The organism is Streptomyces coelicoflavus, assembly GCF_045041415.1.
Taxonomy (GTDB): Bacteria; Actinomycetota; Actinomycetes; order Streptomycetales; family Streptomycetaceae; genus Streptomyces; species Streptomyces coelicoflavus.
The window spans coordinates 7,586,030-7,603,589 of sequence record NZ_CP108218.1 but is presented as its reverse complement, the minus strand read 5'-3'; the positions used below and the strand labels follow the sequence as shown (position 1 = coordinate 7,603,589).

16 protein-coding genes and 1 pseudogene are annotated in these 17,560 nt (G+C 74.4%); 10 read left to right on the top strand and 7 right to left on the bottom strand.

From position 1 onward, the window contains the following. Positions 1 to 16 precede the first annotated feature (16 nt). Positions 17 to 1,057: an NAD(P)-dependent alcohol dehydrogenase gene (locus OHA99_RS34265; protein ID WP_405698675.1), complete on the top strand. Its 1,041-nt coding sequence runs from the start codon at positions 17 to 19 to the stop codon at positions 1,055 to 1,057. A 120-nt stretch (positions 1,058 to 1,177) separates the two neighbouring features. Here the strand turns inward: OHA99_RS34265 and OHA99_RS34260 are convergent, their stop codons facing one another. Further along, a complete protein-coding gene (locus tag OHA99_RS34260; protein WP_153181304.1) occupies positions 1,178 to 2,707 on the bottom strand; it encodes a helix-turn-helix domain-containing protein in 1,530 nt (509 codons plus the stop codon). A gap of 145 nt (positions 2,708 to 2,852) precedes the next feature. Here OHA99_RS34260 and OHA99_RS34255 point away from each other — a divergent pair, with 145 nt between their 5' ends. The 3 genes from OHA99_RS34255 to OHA99_RS34245 all read left to right on the top strand — a co-directional run bounded on the left by OHA99_RS34255 (position 2,853) and on the right by OHA99_RS34245 (position 5,915). Then, positions 2,853 to 3,473 (top strand): L-threonylcarbamoyladenylate synthase, encoded by a 621-nt coding sequence (locus tag OHA99_RS34255; protein WP_194280210.1) that lies wholly within the window; start codon positions 2,853 to 2,855, stop codon positions 3,471 to 3,473. A gap of 92 nt (positions 3,474 to 3,565) precedes the next feature. Beyond that, positions 3,566 to 4,321, top strand: a complete 756-nt coding sequence (locus OHA99_RS34250) for a dienelactone hydrolase family protein (RefSeq protein WP_366473669.1) — start codon at positions 3,566 to 3,568, stop codon at positions 4,319 to 4,321. Between the two features lie 91 nt (positions 4,322 to 4,412). Beyond that, entirely contained in the window at positions 4,413 to 5,915 is a 1,503-nt protein-coding gene (locus OHA99_RS34245) for a metallophosphoesterase family protein (protein ID WP_405698673.1), read from the top strand. A gap of 24 nt (positions 5,916 to 5,939) precedes the next feature. Here the strand turns inward: OHA99_RS34245 and OHA99_RS34240 are convergent, their stop codons facing one another. After that, a complete protein-coding gene (locus OHA99_RS34240; protein WP_405698672.1) occupies positions 5,940 to 6,968 on the bottom strand; it encodes a TauD/TfdA dioxygenase family protein in 1,029 nt (342 codons plus the stop codon). 113 nt (positions 6,969 to 7,081) lie between these two features. Between OHA99_RS34240 and OHA99_RS34235 the strand changes: the two genes are divergently transcribed. Beyond that, entirely contained in the window at positions 7,082 to 7,912 is an 831-nt protein-coding gene (locus OHA99_RS34235; protein ID WP_153181300.1) for an aldo/keto reductase, read from the top strand. A 56-nt stretch (positions 7,913 to 7,968) separates the two neighbouring features. After that, positions 7,969 to 8,610 carry a DNA polymerase ligase N-terminal domain-containing protein gene (locus tag OHA99_RS34230; RefSeq protein WP_405698670.1) on the top strand — a complete coding sequence of 214 codons (642 nt, stop codon included), beginning with the start codon at positions 7,969 to 7,971 and terminating at the stop codon, positions 8,608 to 8,610. Here OHA99_RS34230 and OHA99_RS34225 read toward each other — a convergent pair. The 4 genes from OHA99_RS34225 to OHA99_RS34210 form a co-directional block, all read right to left on the bottom strand. Then, positions 8,605 to 10,962 carry a SpoIIE family protein phosphatase gene (locus tag OHA99_RS34225; protein ID WP_405699044.1) on the bottom strand — a complete coding sequence of 786 codons (2,358 nt, stop codon included), beginning with the start codon at positions 10,960 to 10,962 and terminating at the stop codon, positions 8,605 to 8,607. The genes OHA99_RS34230 and OHA99_RS34225 overlap by 6 nt on opposite strands. A gap of 61 nt (positions 10,963 to 11,023) precedes the next feature. Beyond that, positions 11,024 to 11,491 (bottom strand): peroxiredoxin, encoded by a 468-nt coding sequence (locus OHA99_RS34220; RefSeq protein WP_153181297.1) that lies wholly within the window; start codon positions 11,489 to 11,491, stop codon positions 11,024 to 11,026. Further along, positions 11,488 to 11,868, bottom strand: a complete 381-nt coding sequence (locus OHA99_RS34215; protein ID WP_381501848.1) for a DoxX family protein — start codon at positions 11,866 to 11,868, stop codon at positions 11,488 to 11,490. Before OHA99_RS34215 ends, OHA99_RS34220 begins: the two co-directional genes overlap by 4 nt. A 72-nt stretch (positions 11,869 to 11,940) precedes the next feature. Continuing rightward, positions 11,941 to 12,591, bottom strand: a complete 651-nt coding sequence (locus OHA99_RS34210; protein WP_007446502.1) for a TetR/AcrR family transcriptional regulator — start codon at positions 12,589 to 12,591, stop codon at positions 11,941 to 11,943. Between the two features lie 244 nt (positions 12,592 to 12,835). On the opposite strand from OHA99_RS34210, the gene OHA99_RS34205 reads away from it, so the two are divergent. The 4 genes and pseudogenes from OHA99_RS34205 to OHA99_RS34190 all read left to right on the top strand — a co-directional run. After that, on the top strand, positions 12,836 to 14,290 hold the full coding sequence (locus OHA99_RS34205; protein ID WP_366473663.1) for an MFS transporter: 1,455 nt from the start codon (positions 12,836 to 12,838) through the stop codon (positions 14,288 to 14,290). Positions 14,291 to 14,386: 96 nt separating this feature from the next. Then, complete coding sequence (locus tag OHA99_RS34200; protein WP_405698667.1) at positions 14,387 to 15,367, top strand: ATP-dependent DNA ligase; 981 nt, start codon at positions 14,387 to 14,389, stop codon at positions 15,365 to 15,367. A gap of 141 nt (positions 15,368 to 15,508) precedes the next feature. Beyond that, positions 15,509 to 16,285 (top strand): NPP1 family protein, encoded by a 777-nt coding sequence (locus OHA99_RS34195; RefSeq protein ID WP_153181294.1) that lies wholly within the window; start codon positions 15,509 to 15,511, stop codon positions 16,283 to 16,285. A 39-nt stretch (positions 16,286 to 16,324) separates the two neighbouring features. Then, positions 16,325 to 16,927, top strand: a pseudogene (locus OHA99_RS34190) (hydroxymethylbilane synthase); the annotation flags it as partial. Positions 16,928 to 16,990: 63 nt separating this feature from the next. On the opposite strand, the gene OHA99_RS34185 reads toward OHA99_RS34190, so the two are convergent. After that, positions 16,991 to 17,515 (bottom strand): hypothetical protein, encoded by a 525-nt coding sequence (locus OHA99_RS34185; protein ID WP_381501842.1) that lies wholly within the window; start codon positions 17,513 to 17,515, stop codon positions 16,991 to 16,993. Positions 17,516 to 17,560: the final 45 nt, after the last annotated feature.

Sequence of the window (17,560 nt, the reverse complement as noted above, 5' to 3'; positions counted from 1 at the left end):
ACAAAGGAGTTCGGTCATGAAGGCACTGCAGTACCGCACCGTCGGGGCCCCGCCCGAGGTCGTCACCGTCCCCGATCCGGAACCCGGCCACGGCCAGGTGCTGCTGAAGGTGACAGCCGCCGGCGTCTGCCACTCCGACATCGCGGTGATGGGCTGGCCCGCCGAGGGCTTCCCGTACGAGCTGCCGCTCACGCTCGGCCACGAGGGCGTCGGCACCGTGGCCGCGCTCGGCGCCGGGGTGACCGGTGTCGCCGAGGGCGACGCGGTCGCCGTGTACGGGCCCTGGGGCTGCGGCACCTGCGCCAAGTGCGCCGAGGGCAAGGAGAACTACTGCCTGCGCGCCGACGAGCTGGGCATCCGCCCGCCGGGGCTCGGCCGGCCCGGCTCGATGGCGGAGTACCTGCTGATCGACGACCCCCGGCACCTGGTCCCGCTGGACGGGCTCGACCCGGTGGCGGCGGTGCCGCTGACCGACGCCGGGCTGACGCCCTACCACGCGATCAAGCGGTCGCTGCCCAAGCTGGTCCCCGGCTCGACAGCGGTGGTCATCGGCACGGGCGGTCTCGGCCACGTCGCGATCCAGCTGCTGCGCGCCCTGACGTCCGCCCGGGTCGTCGCCCTGGACGTCAGTGAGGAGAAGCTGCGCCTGGCCCGCGCGGTGGGCGCGCACGAGGCGGTGCTGTCGGACGCGAAGGCGGCCGACGCGGTGCGCGAGCTCACCGGCGGTCTCGGCGCCGAGGCCGTGTTCGACTTCGTCGGCGTGGCGCCCACGGTGAAGACGGCCGGGGCCGTCGCGGCCGTCGAGGGCGATGTCACGCTGGTCGGCATCGGTGGCGGCTCGCTGCCCGTCGGCTTCGGCATGCTGCCGTTCGAGGTGTCGGTCAACGCGCCGTACTGGGGCAGCCGCAGCGAGCTGATCGAGGTGCTGAACCTGGCCCGCTCCGGTGCCGTCTCGGTGCACACCGAGACGTACTCCCTCGACGACGCCCCGCTCGCCTACGAGCGGCTCCACGAGGGCAGGGTCAACGGGCGTGCGGTGATCCTGCCCCACGGCTGACACCGGCCCCAGGGGGCGCGACCGGTCCCCCGTTCCGGTCGTGCCCCCTGCCCGTCGAACCTACGTGGACGGCTCCGCCGTTGTGAATCGTGCCGATGCCCGCTGCCGGGCCCGAAGGACTCAGTCGTGCACAGGTGAGTCCGGATGGCCCGGTTTCGTCCCGTGCAGGAGCGGCTGGTCGAGGTCACCGGTCGCCAGGTGGGCCAGCACGACCTCGTACAGGTCGCTGCCGGCGGCGAGCAGCTCGCGTTCGAGGACGGGCTCGGCGCTGCGGACGTGCTCGCGCACGGTCTGCGCGTGCATGCCGAGTTTCTGCGCGGCGCGCTCGGCGTTGCCGCCGGCGGCGATCCAGGTGCGCAGGGTGCGCCGCAGGTCCCGGCCGTCCGGGTCGAGCCGGCCGAGCAGGTCGACGGCCCAGGTGCGCAGCGCGGGCCCGGACAGCAGGCCGGTGAGCCGGGCGGCTCCGGTCCGTGCGCCGGCGCCGGGCGGGGGTTCGGCGAGCCCCACCTGCGAGTTCAGGGCGAGGTGGACGGCGGCCCGGACGGTCAGGTCGGCGAAGTCCGTGCGCAGCAGCGACTCGACCCGGTCCATGCGGGCGCGGACCGTGTTGCGGCTGACGCCGAGGACCTTCGCCGTGTTGACGGCGGTGAACTCCAGGCCGAGCCGGGTGGTGGCCAGCAGCTCGGCACGCGTGTGGTGCGGCAGGGTGTCGAGCGGGCTCAGCACGCCGGCCGTCCAGTCGTGCAGCTCCGCCGGGTCCATCAGCCGCTCGGGACGGGTCCGCTCGGCGTACAGGGCCGCCTTCTGCGGGTGGAACCGGGCCACGGCGAGGGCACTGACGGCCTGGCCGTAGGCGGCCGCGGTACGGGCGAGGCCCTGCGGGGCGCTGCCGCCGAGGAAGACGCCGGGACGGTGGCCGACGAGCGAGCGCAGTTCCCGCCCGGCCGTGTCGCGCGGGGCGAGGACGATCACATGGCCGTCCACCGCCGGGCACCGTACGACCAGGGCCTGTTCCTCCGTGGCCGACACGCACTCCTCGGCCAGGCGGTCCCGTTCGGCGGGGCTGCTCTCCACGACGTACACGCAGGCCGTGTCGGTGTCGAGGAGGCCCGGCCAGAGTCCGGCGGCGACGCGCCGGGCGGAGACCGTGTCCTCCACCATCAGCAGTTGCAGGATGGCCAGGCGCAGGTCGGCGGTGGCCCGCCGCAGCCGGTGCCCGGCCGCGGTCGACTCGTGGCCGGCCAGCAGCAGCTCCATCACCTGGGCGGTGTGCGCGACGATGTCGGCAACGCGCCGGTCGAACGGTGTGGCGCGGGCCACCGCGAGGACGGCGGCCCGCGCCGGGTGGGACCGCTCCACCGGGACGAGCCGCAGATGGCGGCCCCGGTCCTCCAGTGCGGCCGACGCGATCCGGCCGGAGGTGACGTCGGCGACCAGTCCCTCGTCCAGCGGCAGGCGTGTGCCGGCCAGCAGCCGGCCGGTGCCGTCCTGCAACGAGACCGTCGCGTGCGCGGTGCCGGCGAGCCAGGCCACGACCCGGTGCAGGTCGCGTCCGGCCGGCCGCAGGTGCTCGAGCAGTTCCCGTGCCCATCCCGCATGCTCGCCGGCCCCGGATGTGCGCTGTCGTTCCTCGTCCTCTCGGCCCGCCACGTCGGCCTTCTCCTCGTCTCGCCTCGTCCCCGGCCCAGGTCGGGGACGTTACCCCATGGCCCTGTGCCCGGGCCTGTCGCGGAGCCGGCGGCGGGATCCGCCGGGCCTGTCGGGCGGGGCGGCCGGACGGGCATAAGCTCGGTGAATGGCGAAGTACTTCGACGTGCACCCCGACAACCCCCAGCCGCGCAGCATCGCCCAGGTCGCCGACAGCGTCCGCTCCGGTGCGCTGATCGCGTACCCGACGGACTCCTGCTACGCGCTGGGCTGCCGGCTGGGCAGCCGCGACGGGGTCGACCGCATCCGGTCGATCCGCAATCTGGACAGCCGGCACCACTTCACGCTGGTCTGCCAGGACTTCGCGCAGCTGGGCCAGTTCGTGCAGATCGACAACGACGTGTTCCGGGCGATCAAGGCGTCGACCCCCGGCAGTTACACCTTCATCCTGCCGGCGACCAGGGAGGTGCCGCGCATGCTCCAGCACCCCAAGAAGAAGACCGTGGGCGTGCGCATCCCCGACCACGTCGTCACCCAGGCCCTGCTCGCCGAACTCGGTGAACCGCTGCTGTCCAGCACGCTGTTGCTGCCGGACGAGGCGGAGCCGATGACGCAGGGCTGGGAGATCAAGGACCGGCTCGACCACGTGCTGGACGCCGTCGTCGACTCCGGGGACTGCGGCACCGAGCCGACCACCGTCGTCGACTTCTCCGGCGGCGAGGCGGAGATCGTGCGGCGCGGCGCGGGCGACACGTCCCGGTTCGAGTAGCGGGCGCCGTCCACGGAACAACCGAGAGACCGACAGACCGACAGACCGACAGACCGAGAGACCGAGAGACCGAGGGAAGGGCGCAACTCCGGATGACCGCAGTAGAGGGAACCGACGTCGACATCCCCACCGGCGACGGCACCGCCGACGCCTATCTGACGCACCCGGCCGACGGGGCACCGCACCCCGCGGTCCTGCTGTACATGGACGGCTTCGGGCTGCGCCCGTCCCTGCGCGCCATGGCCGACCGGCTGGCCGGGGCCGGGTACACCGTGGCGGTGCCCAACGTCCTGTACCGGGAGGGTCGGGCACCGGTCGTGGCACTGCCCGAGTTCATCGACCAGGCGTCGCGGCCGAGGATCTTCGAGCGCCTCGGCCCGATGATGCGGGCGCTCACGCCCGATCAGGTGGAACGGGACGCCGACGCGTACCTGCGGTGGCTGGCCGGCCGTCCGGAGGCGGCCGGCGGACCGGTCGCGGTGGCCGGTTACTGCATGGGCGCCGCCCTCGCCCTGCGTACCGCCGGCGCGTATCCCGACCGGGTCGCGGCGACGGCCGGCTTCCACGGCGGGAACCTGGCGACCGAGGCGCCGGACAGCCCGCACCTGGTGGCCGGACGCCTCACCGGGGAGGTGTACTTCGCCCATGCCGACGACGACCCGGGCATGCCCGCCGAGCAGCAGGAGCGCCTGGAGGCGGCGTTGACCGCGGCGGGCGTGACCCACCGCTGCGAGGTCTACCCGGGAGCGCACCACGGCTACACCCAGGCCGACACCTCCGCGTACGACGAGAAGGCGGCGGAACGCCACTGGGACGCCCTGCTCGGCCTCCTGAAGCGGACCTTCTGACCCGGACGTGCGCGAAACGGCCCGTGTGGAGCCGGACTTGGGCGGCCCGCCCCCGTCCGGCCCCCGGGCCGGACGTTGTTACCGTGCCGGGGTGTCCAACTCCTCACGTGATTCCGCCGAAGGCGCCGGCTGGGGCTCCGCCGAGCCCGGCGCCTACCGGGCGCTCATGCCGCAGCGCACCGAGAAACTGTCCTGGCTGAGCCCGGCAACACTGTGGGCCGCCCGCAACGGCGTGCTGGCCTCCTGGTTCGGGGACCCCACGGGCCGCACCCGCTCCCGCTGGGTGGCGCAGCGGGCGGCGGCCGGGGCGCCGGCCGGCAAGGTGATCCGGCGGGACGACCCCGACCGGTTCTCCTTCCTGGTCATCGGCGACACGGGAGAGGGCGACGATCCCCAGTACGCCGTCGTGCCCGGGCTGTTGCGGGCGGGCGGGGACACCCGGTTCGCGGTCCTCGCGAGCGATGTGATCTACCCGGTGGGCAGCGCCGACGACTACGGCACGAAGTTCTTCCGCCCCTACGCCGACTACCAGGCCCCCGTCTACGCGATACCGGGCAACCACGACTGGTACGAGGACCTCGGCGGTTTCATGCGCGTCTTCTGCGACGACGCCCCGCCCCTGCCGCCGGAGCCCGCGCCGCGCCCGTTCACGCCCGCGTGGCTGCGGTCCCTGCTGTGGCACCGGCCGCGCCCGGACGACGGCCGGCACCTGGACGAGGCCCGCAAGCTGCGCCCGGCCCCCGCCCAGCAGGCCGTCCAGCCGGGCCCGTACTGGGCCGTCGACGCCGGTCCGGTGCGGATCGTCGGCATCGACACGGGGCTGCTCGGCACGGTCGACGCCGAGCAGGGCGCCTGGCTGCGCGAGGTGTCGCGGGGCGACCGGCCGAAGATCCTGGTCACCGGCTCGCCCCTGTACGTGGACGGCGAGCACCACCCGTGCCCGATCGAGGGCGGCGGCACGGTCGACGACATCGTGCGCGACCCCGCCCACCACTACGTCGCGGCGATCGGCGGCGACATCCACAACTACCAGCGCTATCCGGTCGACGTGGGCGGGCGCACCGTGCAGTACGTCGTGGCGGGCGGCGGCGGCGCGTTCATGCACGCCACCCACACCATCCCGCGCGTCTCGGTGGCCGGCGTCTGCGAGGACGACTTCCGTTCCTATCCGCTGCGCGGCGACTCGCTCGCCTTCTACAGTGCCCTGTACGGCCGCCGGCTGCGGCTGCGCCGCTTCTTCACCCTCACGGAGGCCGAGGCGACGGCCGTGATCGCCGAACGCCTCGGCATCCGCACCGGCCGCGCCCCGGGCGACGCCGCGCGGGTCACCCGGCGCACCCGGATCGTGGCGGGGCTGCTGGGCACGGCCCGGCGGCCCGAGCGCCGGAAGCGGTTCCGGCTGCCCGTGCGCAAGATCTACACGTCGCTGTTCTCGCCGGGTTCGGCGACGTACAGCCCGCCCTTCTTCAAGTGCTTCCTGCGGCTGGACGTGACGCCGGAGGCGGTCCGGCTGCGCTGCTTCGCCGCCACGGGCAACCGGGCGCAAGAGATGGATCCGCCGGTCGAGGACGAGGTGACGATCCCGCTGGGGTGACGCGGCGCGGGCGGGCCGCCGGTCTCACCAGCGGCCCGCCTCGCTGCCCGTGACCGGCTCGGACGGGGTGCCGTCGACACCCACCGGAACGTCGCCGGTGAGCATCACCCGGTGCATGGTGCGGGCGTCGTCGAGGTGGGCGTGGTCGCCGGGGGCGAGGTGGATGGTGGCGCGGTTGTCCCAGAAGGCGACGGTGCCCGGCTCCCAGCGGAGGCGGACGGTGTACTCGGGGCGAGTGGCCTGCTCGACGAGGAGTTCCAGGATCGCCGCGCTCTCGGGGCGGGAGAGCCCGGCGATCTGTTCGACGTAGTAGCCGTTGACGAACAGCACCCGCTCCCCCGTCTCCGGGTGCACGCGGACCAGCGGGTGCACGGTCGCGGTCTGGTGGCCGAGGAGGTGCCGGAGGTAGGCGTCGTCGCCGGGCCGGGGCTGGTAGCCGACGCCCAGGCGGTGTTCGGCGCGCAGGGTGTCGGCGAAGGCGCGCAGGGGCGCGGACAGTCCGGCGTAGGCGGCGGCGAGGTTGGCCCAGGTGGTGTCGCCGCCGTACGGGGGGACGGCCTCGGCGCGCAGGATCGTGAAGGCCGGCGGGTCGACGCGGGCTCCGTGGTCGCAGTGCCAGCCGCGCAGCAGGGTGTGGCGCCGGCGCCGCAGCCACTCGTCGTGCTCCATCCCGAACCGTCCGCCCAGCTCCAGCCGGTCGGCGGTCGTCTCGACCTCCGGGAAGCCGGCCGGGGAGGCCTTGCCGCGCCGGGGCAGGACCACGGGTTCGCCGAAGAGGCGGGCGAACGCGACGTGGCCGGCGTGGTCGAGGCGCTGGTCGCGGAAGAACACCACCTTCCAGCGCAGTACGGCCGCCCGCACCGCCGCGACCTGTGCGGCGTCGAGGCCCGCCGCCAGGTCGACGCCGCGGATCTCCGCGCCGATGTGCCCGGCGGCCGGCCGCACCTCGATCTCCGCGGTCCCGGTGGCCGCCGTACGGGTGTCCGTCGCCGTGTCCGTCGCCGTGCCTGTTGCCCTGTCCGCTGCCCTGTCCGCTGCCCTGTCGGTCGTCATGCGCCGATCGTGGCAGACGCCGTTCCACGCCGTGCGGTTGATCACGGGTCCCGGCGTGGGCGAGGGTGGAGGCGGCGGCACACCGCCGCGCAGAGTCGAGGGAAGGTCCCACGGTGATCAGCATCCCGGCGTACACGCTCAACGACGGCACCACACTCCCCGCCCTGGGCCTGGGCACGTGGCCGATGAAGGACGACGAGGCGGAGCGGGCGGTGCGCGAGGCCCTCGGGGCGGGGTACCGCCTGATCGACACGGCGACGAACTACCGCAACGAGACCGGCGTCGGCCGCGGCGTCGCGTCCGCCGGTCTCCCCCGCGAGGAGGTCGTCGTGACGACCAAGCTGCCCGGCCGGCACCACGGCTACGAGGAGACGCTCGCCTCGTTCGAGGAGTCCCGCTCCCGTCTCGGTCTGGAGTACGTCGACCTGTATCTGATCCACTGGCCGCTGCCGCGTGTGGACAAGTACGTCGACTCCTGGAAGGCCATGGTCAAGCTGCGCGAGGACGGCCTCGTGCGGTCGGTGGGCGTCTCCAACTTCACGGCGGAGCACATCGAGCGGCTGGAGCGGGAGACGGGCGTCCTGCCGTCCGTCAACCAGATCGAGCTGCACCCCCTCTTCCCGCAGGACGAGCTGCGCGCCTACCACGAGCGCAAGGGCATCCGCACCGAGAGCTGGAGCCCGCTGGGCCGCGGCAGCGACCTGCTGGACGATCCCGCCGTCGCCGCGGTCGCCGGGGCGCACGGGGTGTCGCCCGCCCAGGCGGTCCTGCGCTGGCACACCCAGCTGGGCGCGGTGCCGATCCCGAAGTCCGCCGACCCGGCGCGGCAGCGGGCCAACCTGGACGTCTTCGGTTTCGAACTGGACGCCGAGCAGCTGAGCGCGGTGGCGGACCGCGCGCACCGCCGGATCGGCGGCGACCCGGAGGTGCACGAGGAGTTCTGAGCGGGGTACCCGGTCCCGGCGGCGAGGATCGAGGGCCTCCCGGGAAGGAGCGTCAGGTGGGCGGCGAGGACGACGGGCTGCGGGCCTATCACGGCAAACGGGACTTCGGCCGGACCGGTGAGCCCGCGGGGGACGGGTCGCCCGGCGAGGGCGGCGAGCCCCGCTTCGTCGTGCAGATCCATGACGCGAGCACCCTGCACTTCGACTTCCGGCTCCAGGTGGCCGACGTGCTCAAGTCCTGGTCGGTGCCGAAGGGTCCGTCGGCGGACCCGCGCGACAAACGGCTGGCGGTGCCGACGGAGGACCATCCGCTGGAGTACGAGGAGTTCGAGGGCGTGATCCCCGCGGGTGAGTACGGGGGCGGCACGGTCATCGTGTGGGACCACGGCACCTACGAGCCGCTCAGCCACGACCGCCGGGGACGGCCGGTCGACTTCGCCGAGTCGCTGGCGCACGGCCACTCCCGGTTCCGGCTGCACGGCGCCAAGCTGCGCGGGGAGTACGCGCTGACCCGGTTCCGCGGCGGCCCGGACCGCGGCGCCGGCGAGGACGCGGCGTGGCTGCTGGTGAAGACGGCCGGCGGCGGGCGCGGGCACGGCACCCCGGATCCCCGGCGGGCCCGCTCCGCGCGCACCGGCCGCACCCTGGCCCGGGTGGCCGCGGAGGACGGCACGGGACGGGAGCGGCCCGCGTCATGACGCGGGCAGCGGCTGTTCGGCCCAGATGGTCTTGCCGGTGTCCGTCTGGCGGCTGCCCCAGCGCTGGGTGAGCTGGGCGACCAGGAGCAGGCCGCGGCCGCCCTCGTCGTAGGCGTGGGCGCGGCGCAGATGGGGTGAGGTGGAGCTGGCATCGGAGACCTCGCAGATGAGGGTGGCCTGGCGGATGAGGCGCAGCCGGATGGGCGGCTCGCCGTAGCGGATGGCGTTGGTGACGAGTTCGCTGACGACGAGTTCGGTGACGAAGGCCGTGTCGTCGAGACCCCACGCCGTCAGCTGTTCGCCGACGGACCGTCTGGTGGCCGCCACTCCGGCGGGGTCGGGGCTGACGTCCCAGGTGCGCACCCGGTCCTCGCCCAGTGCCCGGGTGCGGGCCAGCAGCAGCGCGACGTCGTCGCCGGGCTCCTCGGGCAGTACGGCCTTGAGCACGCCGTCGCACAGCGCCTCCAGCGAGGTCGCGGGCGCGGCCAGCGCCCGGCACAGTTCCGCGGTGGCGTGGTCGACGTCGCGGTCGCGGTCCTCGATCAGTCCGTCGGTGTAGAGGGCGACGACGGAGCCCTCCGGCAGTTCCAGCTCCGTCGCCTCGAACGGCAGTCCGCCCACCCCGAGCGGCGGCCCGGCGGTCATGGCGACCGTACGGGTGCTGCCGTCGGGGAGGAGGAGGGCGGGCGCGGGGTGACCGGCGGCCGCCAGGGCCAGTCGCCGGGACACGGGGTCGTACACGGCGTAGAGGCAGGTGGCGCCCAGTTCCGCGATCTCCGCGTCGCCGCCGTCGTGCGCGCCGACGGCCGCGAGGTGGGTGACGAGGTCGTCGAGGTGGGTGAGGAGCTCGTCGGGGGGCAGGTCGACGTCGGCGAGGGTGCGCACGGCCGTGCACAGCCGTCCCATGGTCGCCGTGGACGGGATGCCGTGGCCCACGACGTCGCCGACGACGAGGCCGACGCGGGTGCCGGAGAGCGGGATCACGTCGAACCAGTCGCCACCGATGCCCGCCGCGGACCCGGAGGGGAGGTAGCGGTGGGCCACCTCGACCGCGGCCTGTCCGGGCAGGTCTCTGGGCAGGAGGCTGCGCTGGATCGCCAGGGCGGTGGCGCGCTCGCGCGCGAAGCGACGGGCGTTGTCGACGGAGACGGCCGCCCGGCCGGCCAGTTCCTCGGCCAGTACGGCGTCCTCGACGGCGTACGGCTCCCGGGGCGCGGTCCGGGCGGCCAGTGCGACGCCCAGGGTGGTGCCGCGGGCCCGCAGCGGCACGGCCAGGACCGAGCAGACGGCTTCGCGGAAGGGCCGGTTGTGCGGGGCCTCGGCCTCGCGGGTGCGCATCCACCGGTCGAACTCGGGGTCGCCGGGGCCGCTGAGCACGACGCGGCCCTCCCGCATCGCCCGGGCCGGAGGGCTGTCGGACGGGTGGACCTCGTGCCCGCCGAGGTGGACGGCGGGGGTGGGGAAGCCCTCGGTGGCGGAGACGTGGGCCACCCGGCGCAGTCCGGCGTGCTCGGGCGGCGTCGCGAGGGGTTCGTCGGTGCCCAGGACCCAGTCGAGCAGATCGACGGCGGCGAAGGCCGCGAACCGCGGCACGAGGAGCTGGACCAGTTCCTCGGCGGTGCGGGCGACGTCGAGGGTGGTGCCGACCGTGCCGGCCGCGTTCAGCAGGTCCAGCCGCTCGCGGGCGCGGTGCTGTTCGGTGCTCTCGAGCGCGGCCATGGCGACGGCGGTGAGCGCGCCGGAGGCGTCGTGCACCGGCCAGATCTCCACGGTCCAGGCGTGCAGCCGGGTGCTGGCCGGCGCCGGCGAGTAGCTCTCGTACTGGACGCGCCGGCCGGTGTCGGCGACGACGCGCAGGTGGTGCAGGAAGGTCCGGGCGTCGCCGTCGAAGTCCGCCAGCGTGTCGGACAGGCGGCGGCCGATCAGTTCGTCGGCCGGCCTGCCCATCATCCGGCACGTGGTCTCGTTGACGTGCACGAAGCGCAGGGCGGGGTCGAGGACGGACACCGACAGGGGGGCCTGCCGCACGGCGGCGTCGATCAGGGCGGGCGCCGGGCCGCCGGGCGGGTCGGCGGTCACCGCGCAGCCGTCCGCAGCGCCGTCGGCGCCCAGCAGCGGGCAGGCCCGCAGCCGCAGGCTCACCGGGTGGCCGTCGCGGTGGCGGATCACGGCGGTGCCGGCCGGGACGGTGCCGGACAGGAGGCCGGGGGGCGCGTCCCGCGCGAGCAGCTCCCGCGCGGGGCGTCCCACGACCGCCTCGGCCGGGTATCCGGTGAGCCGGCGCGCGCCCTCGCTCCACCCGGTCACCAGTCCGCGGGCGTCGACGATCATCGTGGCGGAGGAGTCCTCCATGCCGTCCAGGATCATCCCAGGACGATGCGCTATCAACCCGGGCGGGGCGCGGGCGGCCTTTTCACTCCCGGTGAGCGCGGAGGGCGGCGAGGGCGCGGTCGGCGTGCGTGTTCATCCTGAGTTCGCTGCGGACGACCTCCAGCAGGGTGCGGTCCTGTCCGACGACGAAGGTGACGCGCTTGGTGGGAGCCAGGCTGAACCCCCGCTTCACCCCGAACCGCTCCCGGACCGCGCCGTCGCTGTCGGACAGCAGCGGCATGCCCAGGCTGTGGCGTCCGGCGAACTCCTGCTGCCGTTCGACGGGGTCGCCGCTGACGCCGACGGGCCGGGCGCCGACGGCGGCGAACTCGGCGGCCAGGTCGCGGAAGTGGCAGGCCTCGGCGGTGCAGCCGGTGGTCAGGGCGGCCGGGTAGAAGAAGAGGACGACGGGGCCGTCGGTGAGCAGTCCGGACAGGCTGCGCGGGGTGCCGGTCTCGTCCGGCAGGGTGAAGTCCTCGACGGTGTCGCCGACGGCGGGAGGCCTGCTCATGACCGGCCCTCGCTGTCCCGGGCGACGGCGCGGGCCCACAGCACGAGCGGTACCTGCACGGGCAGCCGTCCGAGGGCGGCGGCCTTCCGCGGAGCGGGACGGTGGCGCCAGTCCCAGGCCATCTTGACGTTGGCGGGGAAGACCCCGACGAAGAAGGCGGCGGCGGTGAGCGCTGCGGCCCTGCGGGTGCGCGGCAGGGCGAGTCCGGCGGCGAGCGCGAGTTCGGCGACGCCACTGGCGTACGTCCAGGCCCGGGGTGTGCCGGGCAGGGAGCGCGGCACGGTGGCGTCGAAGGGGCGGGGCCGGGCGAAATGGGCGGTGCCCGCGGTGGCCAGCAGGCCGGCGAGCAGCAGGGGTGAGCGTTCGGACCGTGACACGGTTCCTCCTCGTGGGGGCCTGCCGCGCGATATTACTCGAGGGTAAGGTGCGCGGGGCGGCCGGGCGCCGCCTCAGCCGCGGGGCGTGACGGGGGCCAGCCACATGCCCACGATCGCGTCGACGAGGCCGTCGGCCGCGTCCTGCCAGCTGGCGCGCGGGGTGGGGCGGTTCTCGGCCAGGGCCCGCTCCCGCTCCTCCGCGGTGTGCACGATGAGATGGCGGGCCATGTCGCCCCGCTCCGCGCGGACCTCGTCCGGCAGCGCGGGCATGCACCGGTTGCGCCCCACGATGATCGCCCGCAGGGAGACGGAGGCGCGGGACTCCTCGGTCATGATCTCCCGCAGCGCCGGGTCGGTCATGACCTGGGCGCAGAACCGCGCGTACCAGGTGGGGCTGCCCAGCGCCGCCAGGTGGTCGAACTGGGGACGCACCAGGCAGTCCACCCAGTCGCGCAGGTCGGGCGAGTCGCCGAGCGCGGCGAGCTGCCGGGCGCGCAGCTCCTCGACCCGCTCCGAGTGGTGCTGAGCGATGGCCCGGACGAGGTCCGCCTTCGTACCGAAGTGGTAGCCGACCGCCGCGTTGTTGCCCTGCCCGGCGGCCTCGCTGACCTGGCGGTTGGAGATCGCGTACACCCCGTGCTCGGCGTACAGCCGCTCGGCGGTGGTCAGGATCAGCTGCCGGGTCGCGCTGACCTGTTCCGTCCGGCCCGTCCTGCCCGCCATGTTCACCACCGCGCCGGGACTGACTCCTCACGGCCCGCGACGACCAGTCCCTCGAGTCGTCGCAGGTCCGCCGTCGTACGGCGGGTTGTCACGGAAGCCTACGGGGCGGCGGCGTTGGGGCGCCGCCCGGCCCGGAGGCGCGCTTCCCCTCCACACCCCGTAGACTACTTCAAGCGACTGACTTAAATGTTTGCGCTCCGATTCTCACACTCGTGGCACCACTCATCGCTCGAAAGGCTCTTCCATGCCCGCTTCCCCCGCCCCGCCACGGCCGAACGCCGTGGTGGCGGTACTGGCCCTGGCCGGGATCGTCGTCGCACTCATGCAGACCCTGGTCATCCCGATCATCCCGGAGCTGCCGAAGCTCCTGGACGCGTCGGCCTCGGACGCGGCCTGGGCGGTGACCGCCACGCTGCTCGCCTCCGCGGTGGCCACTCCGGTCGTCGGCCGGCTCGGCGACATGTTCGGCAAGCGGCGGATGCTCCTGCTCAGTCTGATCCTGCTGATCGGCGGCTCGGTGGTCTGCGGGCTGAGCGACGAGCTGGTCCCGATGGTCGCCGGCCGCGCCCTCCAGGGCCTGTCCGCCGCCGTGATCCCGCTCGGCATCAGCATCATGCGCGACGAGCTGCCCGCCGAGCGGCTGGCCGGCGCCACCGCGGTGATGAGCGCCTCCCTCGGGGTCGGCGGCGCCCTCGGCCTGCCCGCGGCCGCGCTGATCGCGGACAAGCTGGACTGGCACATGCTGTTCTGGCTCTCCGGGGCGCTCGGCGCCGTCTCCCTGGCGCTGGTGCTGGCACTGGTGCCCGAGTCGGCGGTGCGCACCGGCGGCCGTTTCGACCTGCTCGGCGGTCTCGGCATGGCCGCCGGACTCGCGAGCCTGCTGCTGGCGATCTCCAAGGGCGGCGACTGGGGCTGGTCCTCGGGCACCACCCTCGGCCTGTTCGCGGCGGCCGTGGTGATCCTGCTGGTCTGGGGCTGGTGGGAGCTGCACACCCCGGAGCCCCTGGTCGACCTGCGCACCACCGCCCGCCGCCAGGTGCTGTTCACCAACCTGGCGTCCGTCGCCATCGGCTTCTCGATGTTCGCGATGTCCCTGGTGCTTCCGCAGCTGCTGCAGTTGCCCGAGGCCACCGGTTACGGACTCGGCCGGTCCCTGCTGACCACGGGTCTCGTGATGGCGCCGTCCGGCCTGGTGATGATGGCGTTCGCCCCGGTCTCCGCGAAGGTCTCCAGGTCCAGGGGCCCGAAGGTGACGCTGATGATCGGCGCCCTGATCGTCGCGGCCGGCTACGGTCTCAACATCGTGCTGATGGCCGAGGTCTGGCACCTGGTCCTGGCCTCCTGCGTCATCAGCGCGGGCATCGGCTTCGCCTACGGGGCCATGCCGTCGCTGATCATGGGCGCGGTGCCGGCGAGCGAGACGGCCGCCGCGAACAGCCTCAACACCCTCATGCGGTCCCTGGGCACCTCGGTCGCCAGTGCCATCGCCGGCGTGATCCTGGCCCAGCTGACGATCGACCTCGGCGGCTTCGCCCTGCCGTCCGAGAACGCGTTCAAGGTGGTCATGGGTATCGGCGCCGGCGCGGCCCTGCTGGCCGCCGCCATCGCGTCCTTCATTCCCCGGCACCGTCCGGCCGGCCCGTCGGCCGGCCCGGCCCCGGTCGACGGGGCGGCGGCGCAGCCCGCCTCCGCCCGCTGACCGCGACGGCGCCGGTCCCGCCCGGGACCGGCGCCGTTCAGGCGAACCTGGCGGGCAACGCGCGTGACGGCACCCGGGCGGGTCGAGTACTGACCCGTGGAGCTGCCGCTGATCCCTCCGATGCTCGCCACCCCCGGCACCCTGCCGTCCGCCGCGCAGGACGCACGCTGGGCCTACGAGACCAAGCAGGACGGCCAGCGCGTGGTGGTCTACGTGCCCGGCGACGGGAGCGTCCTGCTGCGCGCCCGCTCCGGCCAGGACATCACCGCCGCCTACCCCGAGCTGGCGCCGCTCGCCACCGTGCTCGGCGACACCCCGGCCGTGCTGGACGGCGAGGTGCTGGCCCTGGACGAACGGGGCCGCGCCGACTTCCAGTTGCTCCAGTCCCGGATGGGCCTCGCGCACGCCCCGGCCCGCGCGGCCCACCGGGCGGCGAGGGTCCCCGTCCATCTGGTGCTGTTCGACGCCCTGCACCTGGCGGGCCGCTCCCTGCTGCGCACCCCTTACACCGGCCGCCGCGAGCGGCTGACGGACCTCGGGCTGAACGGGCCGTCGTGGTCGACGCCGGCCGCGCTGGTCGGCCACGGCGAACAGGCCCTGCGGGCCACCCGCGAGCACGGTCTCGAGGGGCTGGTGTGCAAGCGGCTGGACTCGGTGTACGAGCCCGGGGTCCGCTCCCGTGCCTGGGTCAAGATCCGCAACATGCGCAGCGAGGACGTCGTGGTCGGCGGCTGGCTGCCCGGCAAGGGACGGTTCGGCGGCCTCCCCGGTGCCGTCCTGGTCGGCCAGCGCGCCGCCGGCCGGCTGCGCTACGTCGGCGGGGTCGGCACCGGCTGGAGCGCGGGCGAGCGGTCCGAGCTGGCCGCACTGCTTGCGGCCGCCGCGAGCGACGTCTGCCCCTTCGACCCGGTGCCGTCCGTGCCGGGGGCTCGCTGGGTCGTGCCCCGGCTGGTCGGCGAGGTCCGCTACAGCACCCGCACCCGCGAGGGCATGCTGCGCCAGCCGTCCTGGCTCAGGCTCCGCCCGGACCTGGCGCCCGAGGAGTCCGCCGCGGACGTTCCGGACGACCCGGTGTGAGCGGGTGACGCCGGATCAGGTGTTGGGCCGCTCTTCACCGCGGGGACGCCGGTGCGCCCTTGGCGCGCGAGGGAAAAGAGGGGACCCTGAACTCCCCTTCCCCCCACAGCCGTTGGGCTGCGCCACCCCGAGGAGGACGCGATGTTCCCGCGTACCGCCGCAACGCCCCGCCGCAGATGGCTCGCCGTGCCGCTCGGTGCCCTCGCCCTGGTCGTCGCCTTTCCCGCCACCGCCTTCGCCGCCCCGCCGCCGGGGCTGCCCGGCAACGCCGACAGCCTGGAGCGGGCGTACCAGCCCGCCTACGACTACGACACCGACGGCTGCTACCCGACCCCGGCCATCGGCGCCGACGGAGCGGTCAACGGCGGGCTGAAGCCGACCGGCGCCCTGAACGGCAACTGCCGCGACGCCGCCGACCTGGACAACACCAACGGCTACGCGCGCGCCAAGTGCGACGGCGACTGGTGCGCCTACATGTACGGCCTCTACTTCGAGAAGGACCAGGCCCTGCCCGGTACGAGCCTCGGCGGCCACCGGCACGACTGGGAGCACGTGGTGGTGTGGGTGAAGGACACCGCCGTGCAGTACGTGTCGACGTCCAACCACGGCTCGTTCAGCGTGCACGAGCGCTCCAACGTCCGCTTCGACGGCACCCACCCGAAGATCGTCTACCACAAGGACGGCATCAGCACCCACTGCTTCCGCCTGGCGACCTCGGGCGACGAACCGCCGGAGAACCACAAGGGCGCCTGGCAGTACCCGACCCTGGTGGGCTGGAACGGCTATCCGGCGGGCCTGCGCGACAAGCTGAGTGCCTACGACTTCGGCAGCGCCAACTTCGGCCTCAAGGACGGCAGCTTCGCCTCCCACCTGGCCGCCGCCAAGCCGTCCGGCATCCCCTTCGACCCGAACGCCTGAGGCGAACGGAAGGGGTGGGGCCGGTCGGGCGACCGCCCCATGGCGCCGGCTCAGGTCGAGCGCGTGCGGGCCGGGTCGGCCTCCCCGGAGGTCGACACCGCGCTGCTGTCGGGCGAGGCGGATCCCGCGGTTCACTGCGTCAAGGATGTGCCCGCCGACCGGCCGCCGCCCGCCGGCACGGTGTTCGCCGTGTTCCTGAAGCGGGACGACGTGCGGGACGCGCTCGTCCGTCCGGACGGGCTCACCCTGGACGGGCTGCCGGAGGGGACCCGGGTGGGCACGTCCTCGGTGCGCCGGGTCGCGCAGCCGGCCGGCCCCCACCCGCCCCTGCGGTGCGTGCCCTTCCGCGGCAACGCCGACCGGCGGCCTGCGAAGCTCGCCGCGGGCGAGGCGGACGCGCTGCTGCTCGCCGTCTCCGTCCTGGAGCGCATCGGCCCGGACGGCGACCCGATGGCAGGGCACACCCGCGTGGACCGCGGCGGGGAACTCCCGCTGCGGGCCCGCGTCTTCATGCCGGACGGCAAGACCCGGCTGAACGCCCACGCGTGGGCGGGCCCGCTGGACCCGGCGGCCCCGGGCACCTCGGTCGCGGTGGCCCTGCTGCGGCAGGACGCCCGGGAGGTCACCGACGGCATCGCGCACCAGAGGGTGCCGGCAGTCGGCAGGCCCCCGGGGAACGGGGCCCGAGTGCGGCCGCCCGGCGGGTCAGCCGGTGCCCTCCTCCGACTGGCCCCGCAGGAAGGCGCTCACCTGGTGCGCCACGCCCTCGTCCCGCACCGTGCCGCACGGGGTGGCGCCGGCCCCGTCGGGCAGCCCGAGGGCGCCGCTCCACAGCCGTCGGTCGGTCCACTCCTCGTCCACCCTCAGCTGAACCTGCACGTCCACCTGGCTCAGGCTCGCCTCCGGGCCGGCTCCGTAGAGCACGGCGGTGGCCCGGCGCAGCGGGTACACGTCGAAGCCCTCGATGAACTGGGAGTTGCGCCAGTCGAGGAAGGCGCTCTCCCCCTCGGGGCCGATCCGCACGTCGATCTGGCCGTCCTCCAGATGGATGCCGAGGTGCCGCCCGCCCCGGTTCTCCACGGTCACCCGGACCCGGAAGTACGTGAGCCCCTCGGCGGCGTCGTCGCGCCCGCGCGGCGGCTCGGCGGGCTCCAGACGGTGGACACGGACCCGCAGGCCGGCGTGCTCGTCGTACTCCTGCCAGTCCCCGACCACGTTCGGCTCGTACACGGTGCCCCTCTCGACCTCTCGACGCTGCTTCCTATCTGTGCGCCG

Bases quoted from the DNA above. Each gene is read 5' to 3' on its own strand.
- OHA99_RS34265 (WP_405698675.1), top strand. From the start codon at position 17: ATGAAGGCACTGCAGTACCGCACCGTCGGGGCCCCGCCCGAGGTCGTC.
- OHA99_RS34255 (WP_194280210.1), top strand. From the start codon at position 2,853: ATGGCGAAGTACTTCGACGTGCACCCCGACAACCCCCAGCCGCGCAGC.
- OHA99_RS34250 (WP_366473669.1), top strand. From the start codon at position 3,566: ATGACCGCAGTAGAGGGAACCGACGTCGACATCCCCACCGGCGACGGC.
- OHA99_RS34240 (WP_405698672.1), bottom strand. From the start codon at position 6,968: ATGACGACCGACAGGGCAGCGGACAGGGCAGCGGACAGGGCAACAGGC.
- OHA99_RS34225 (WP_405699044.1), bottom strand. From the start codon at position 10,962: ATGGAGGACTCCTCCGCCACGATGATCGTCGACGCCCGCGGACTGGTG.
- OHA99_RS34220 (WP_153181297.1), bottom strand. From the start codon at position 11,491: ATGAGCAGGCCTCCCGCCGTCGGCGACACCGTCGAGGACTTCACCCTG.
- OHA99_RS34210 (WP_007446502.1), bottom strand. From the start codon at position 12,591: ATGGCGGGCAGGACGGGCCGGACGGAACAGGTCAGCGCGACCCGGCAG.
- OHA99_RS34205 (WP_366473663.1), top strand. From the start codon at position 12,836: ATGCCCGCTTCCCCCGCCCCGCCACGGCCGAACGCCGTGGTGGCGGTA.
- OHA99_RS34195 (WP_153181294.1), top strand. From the start codon at position 15,509: ATGTTCCCGCGTACCGCCGCAACGCCCCGCCGCAGATGGCTCGCCGTG.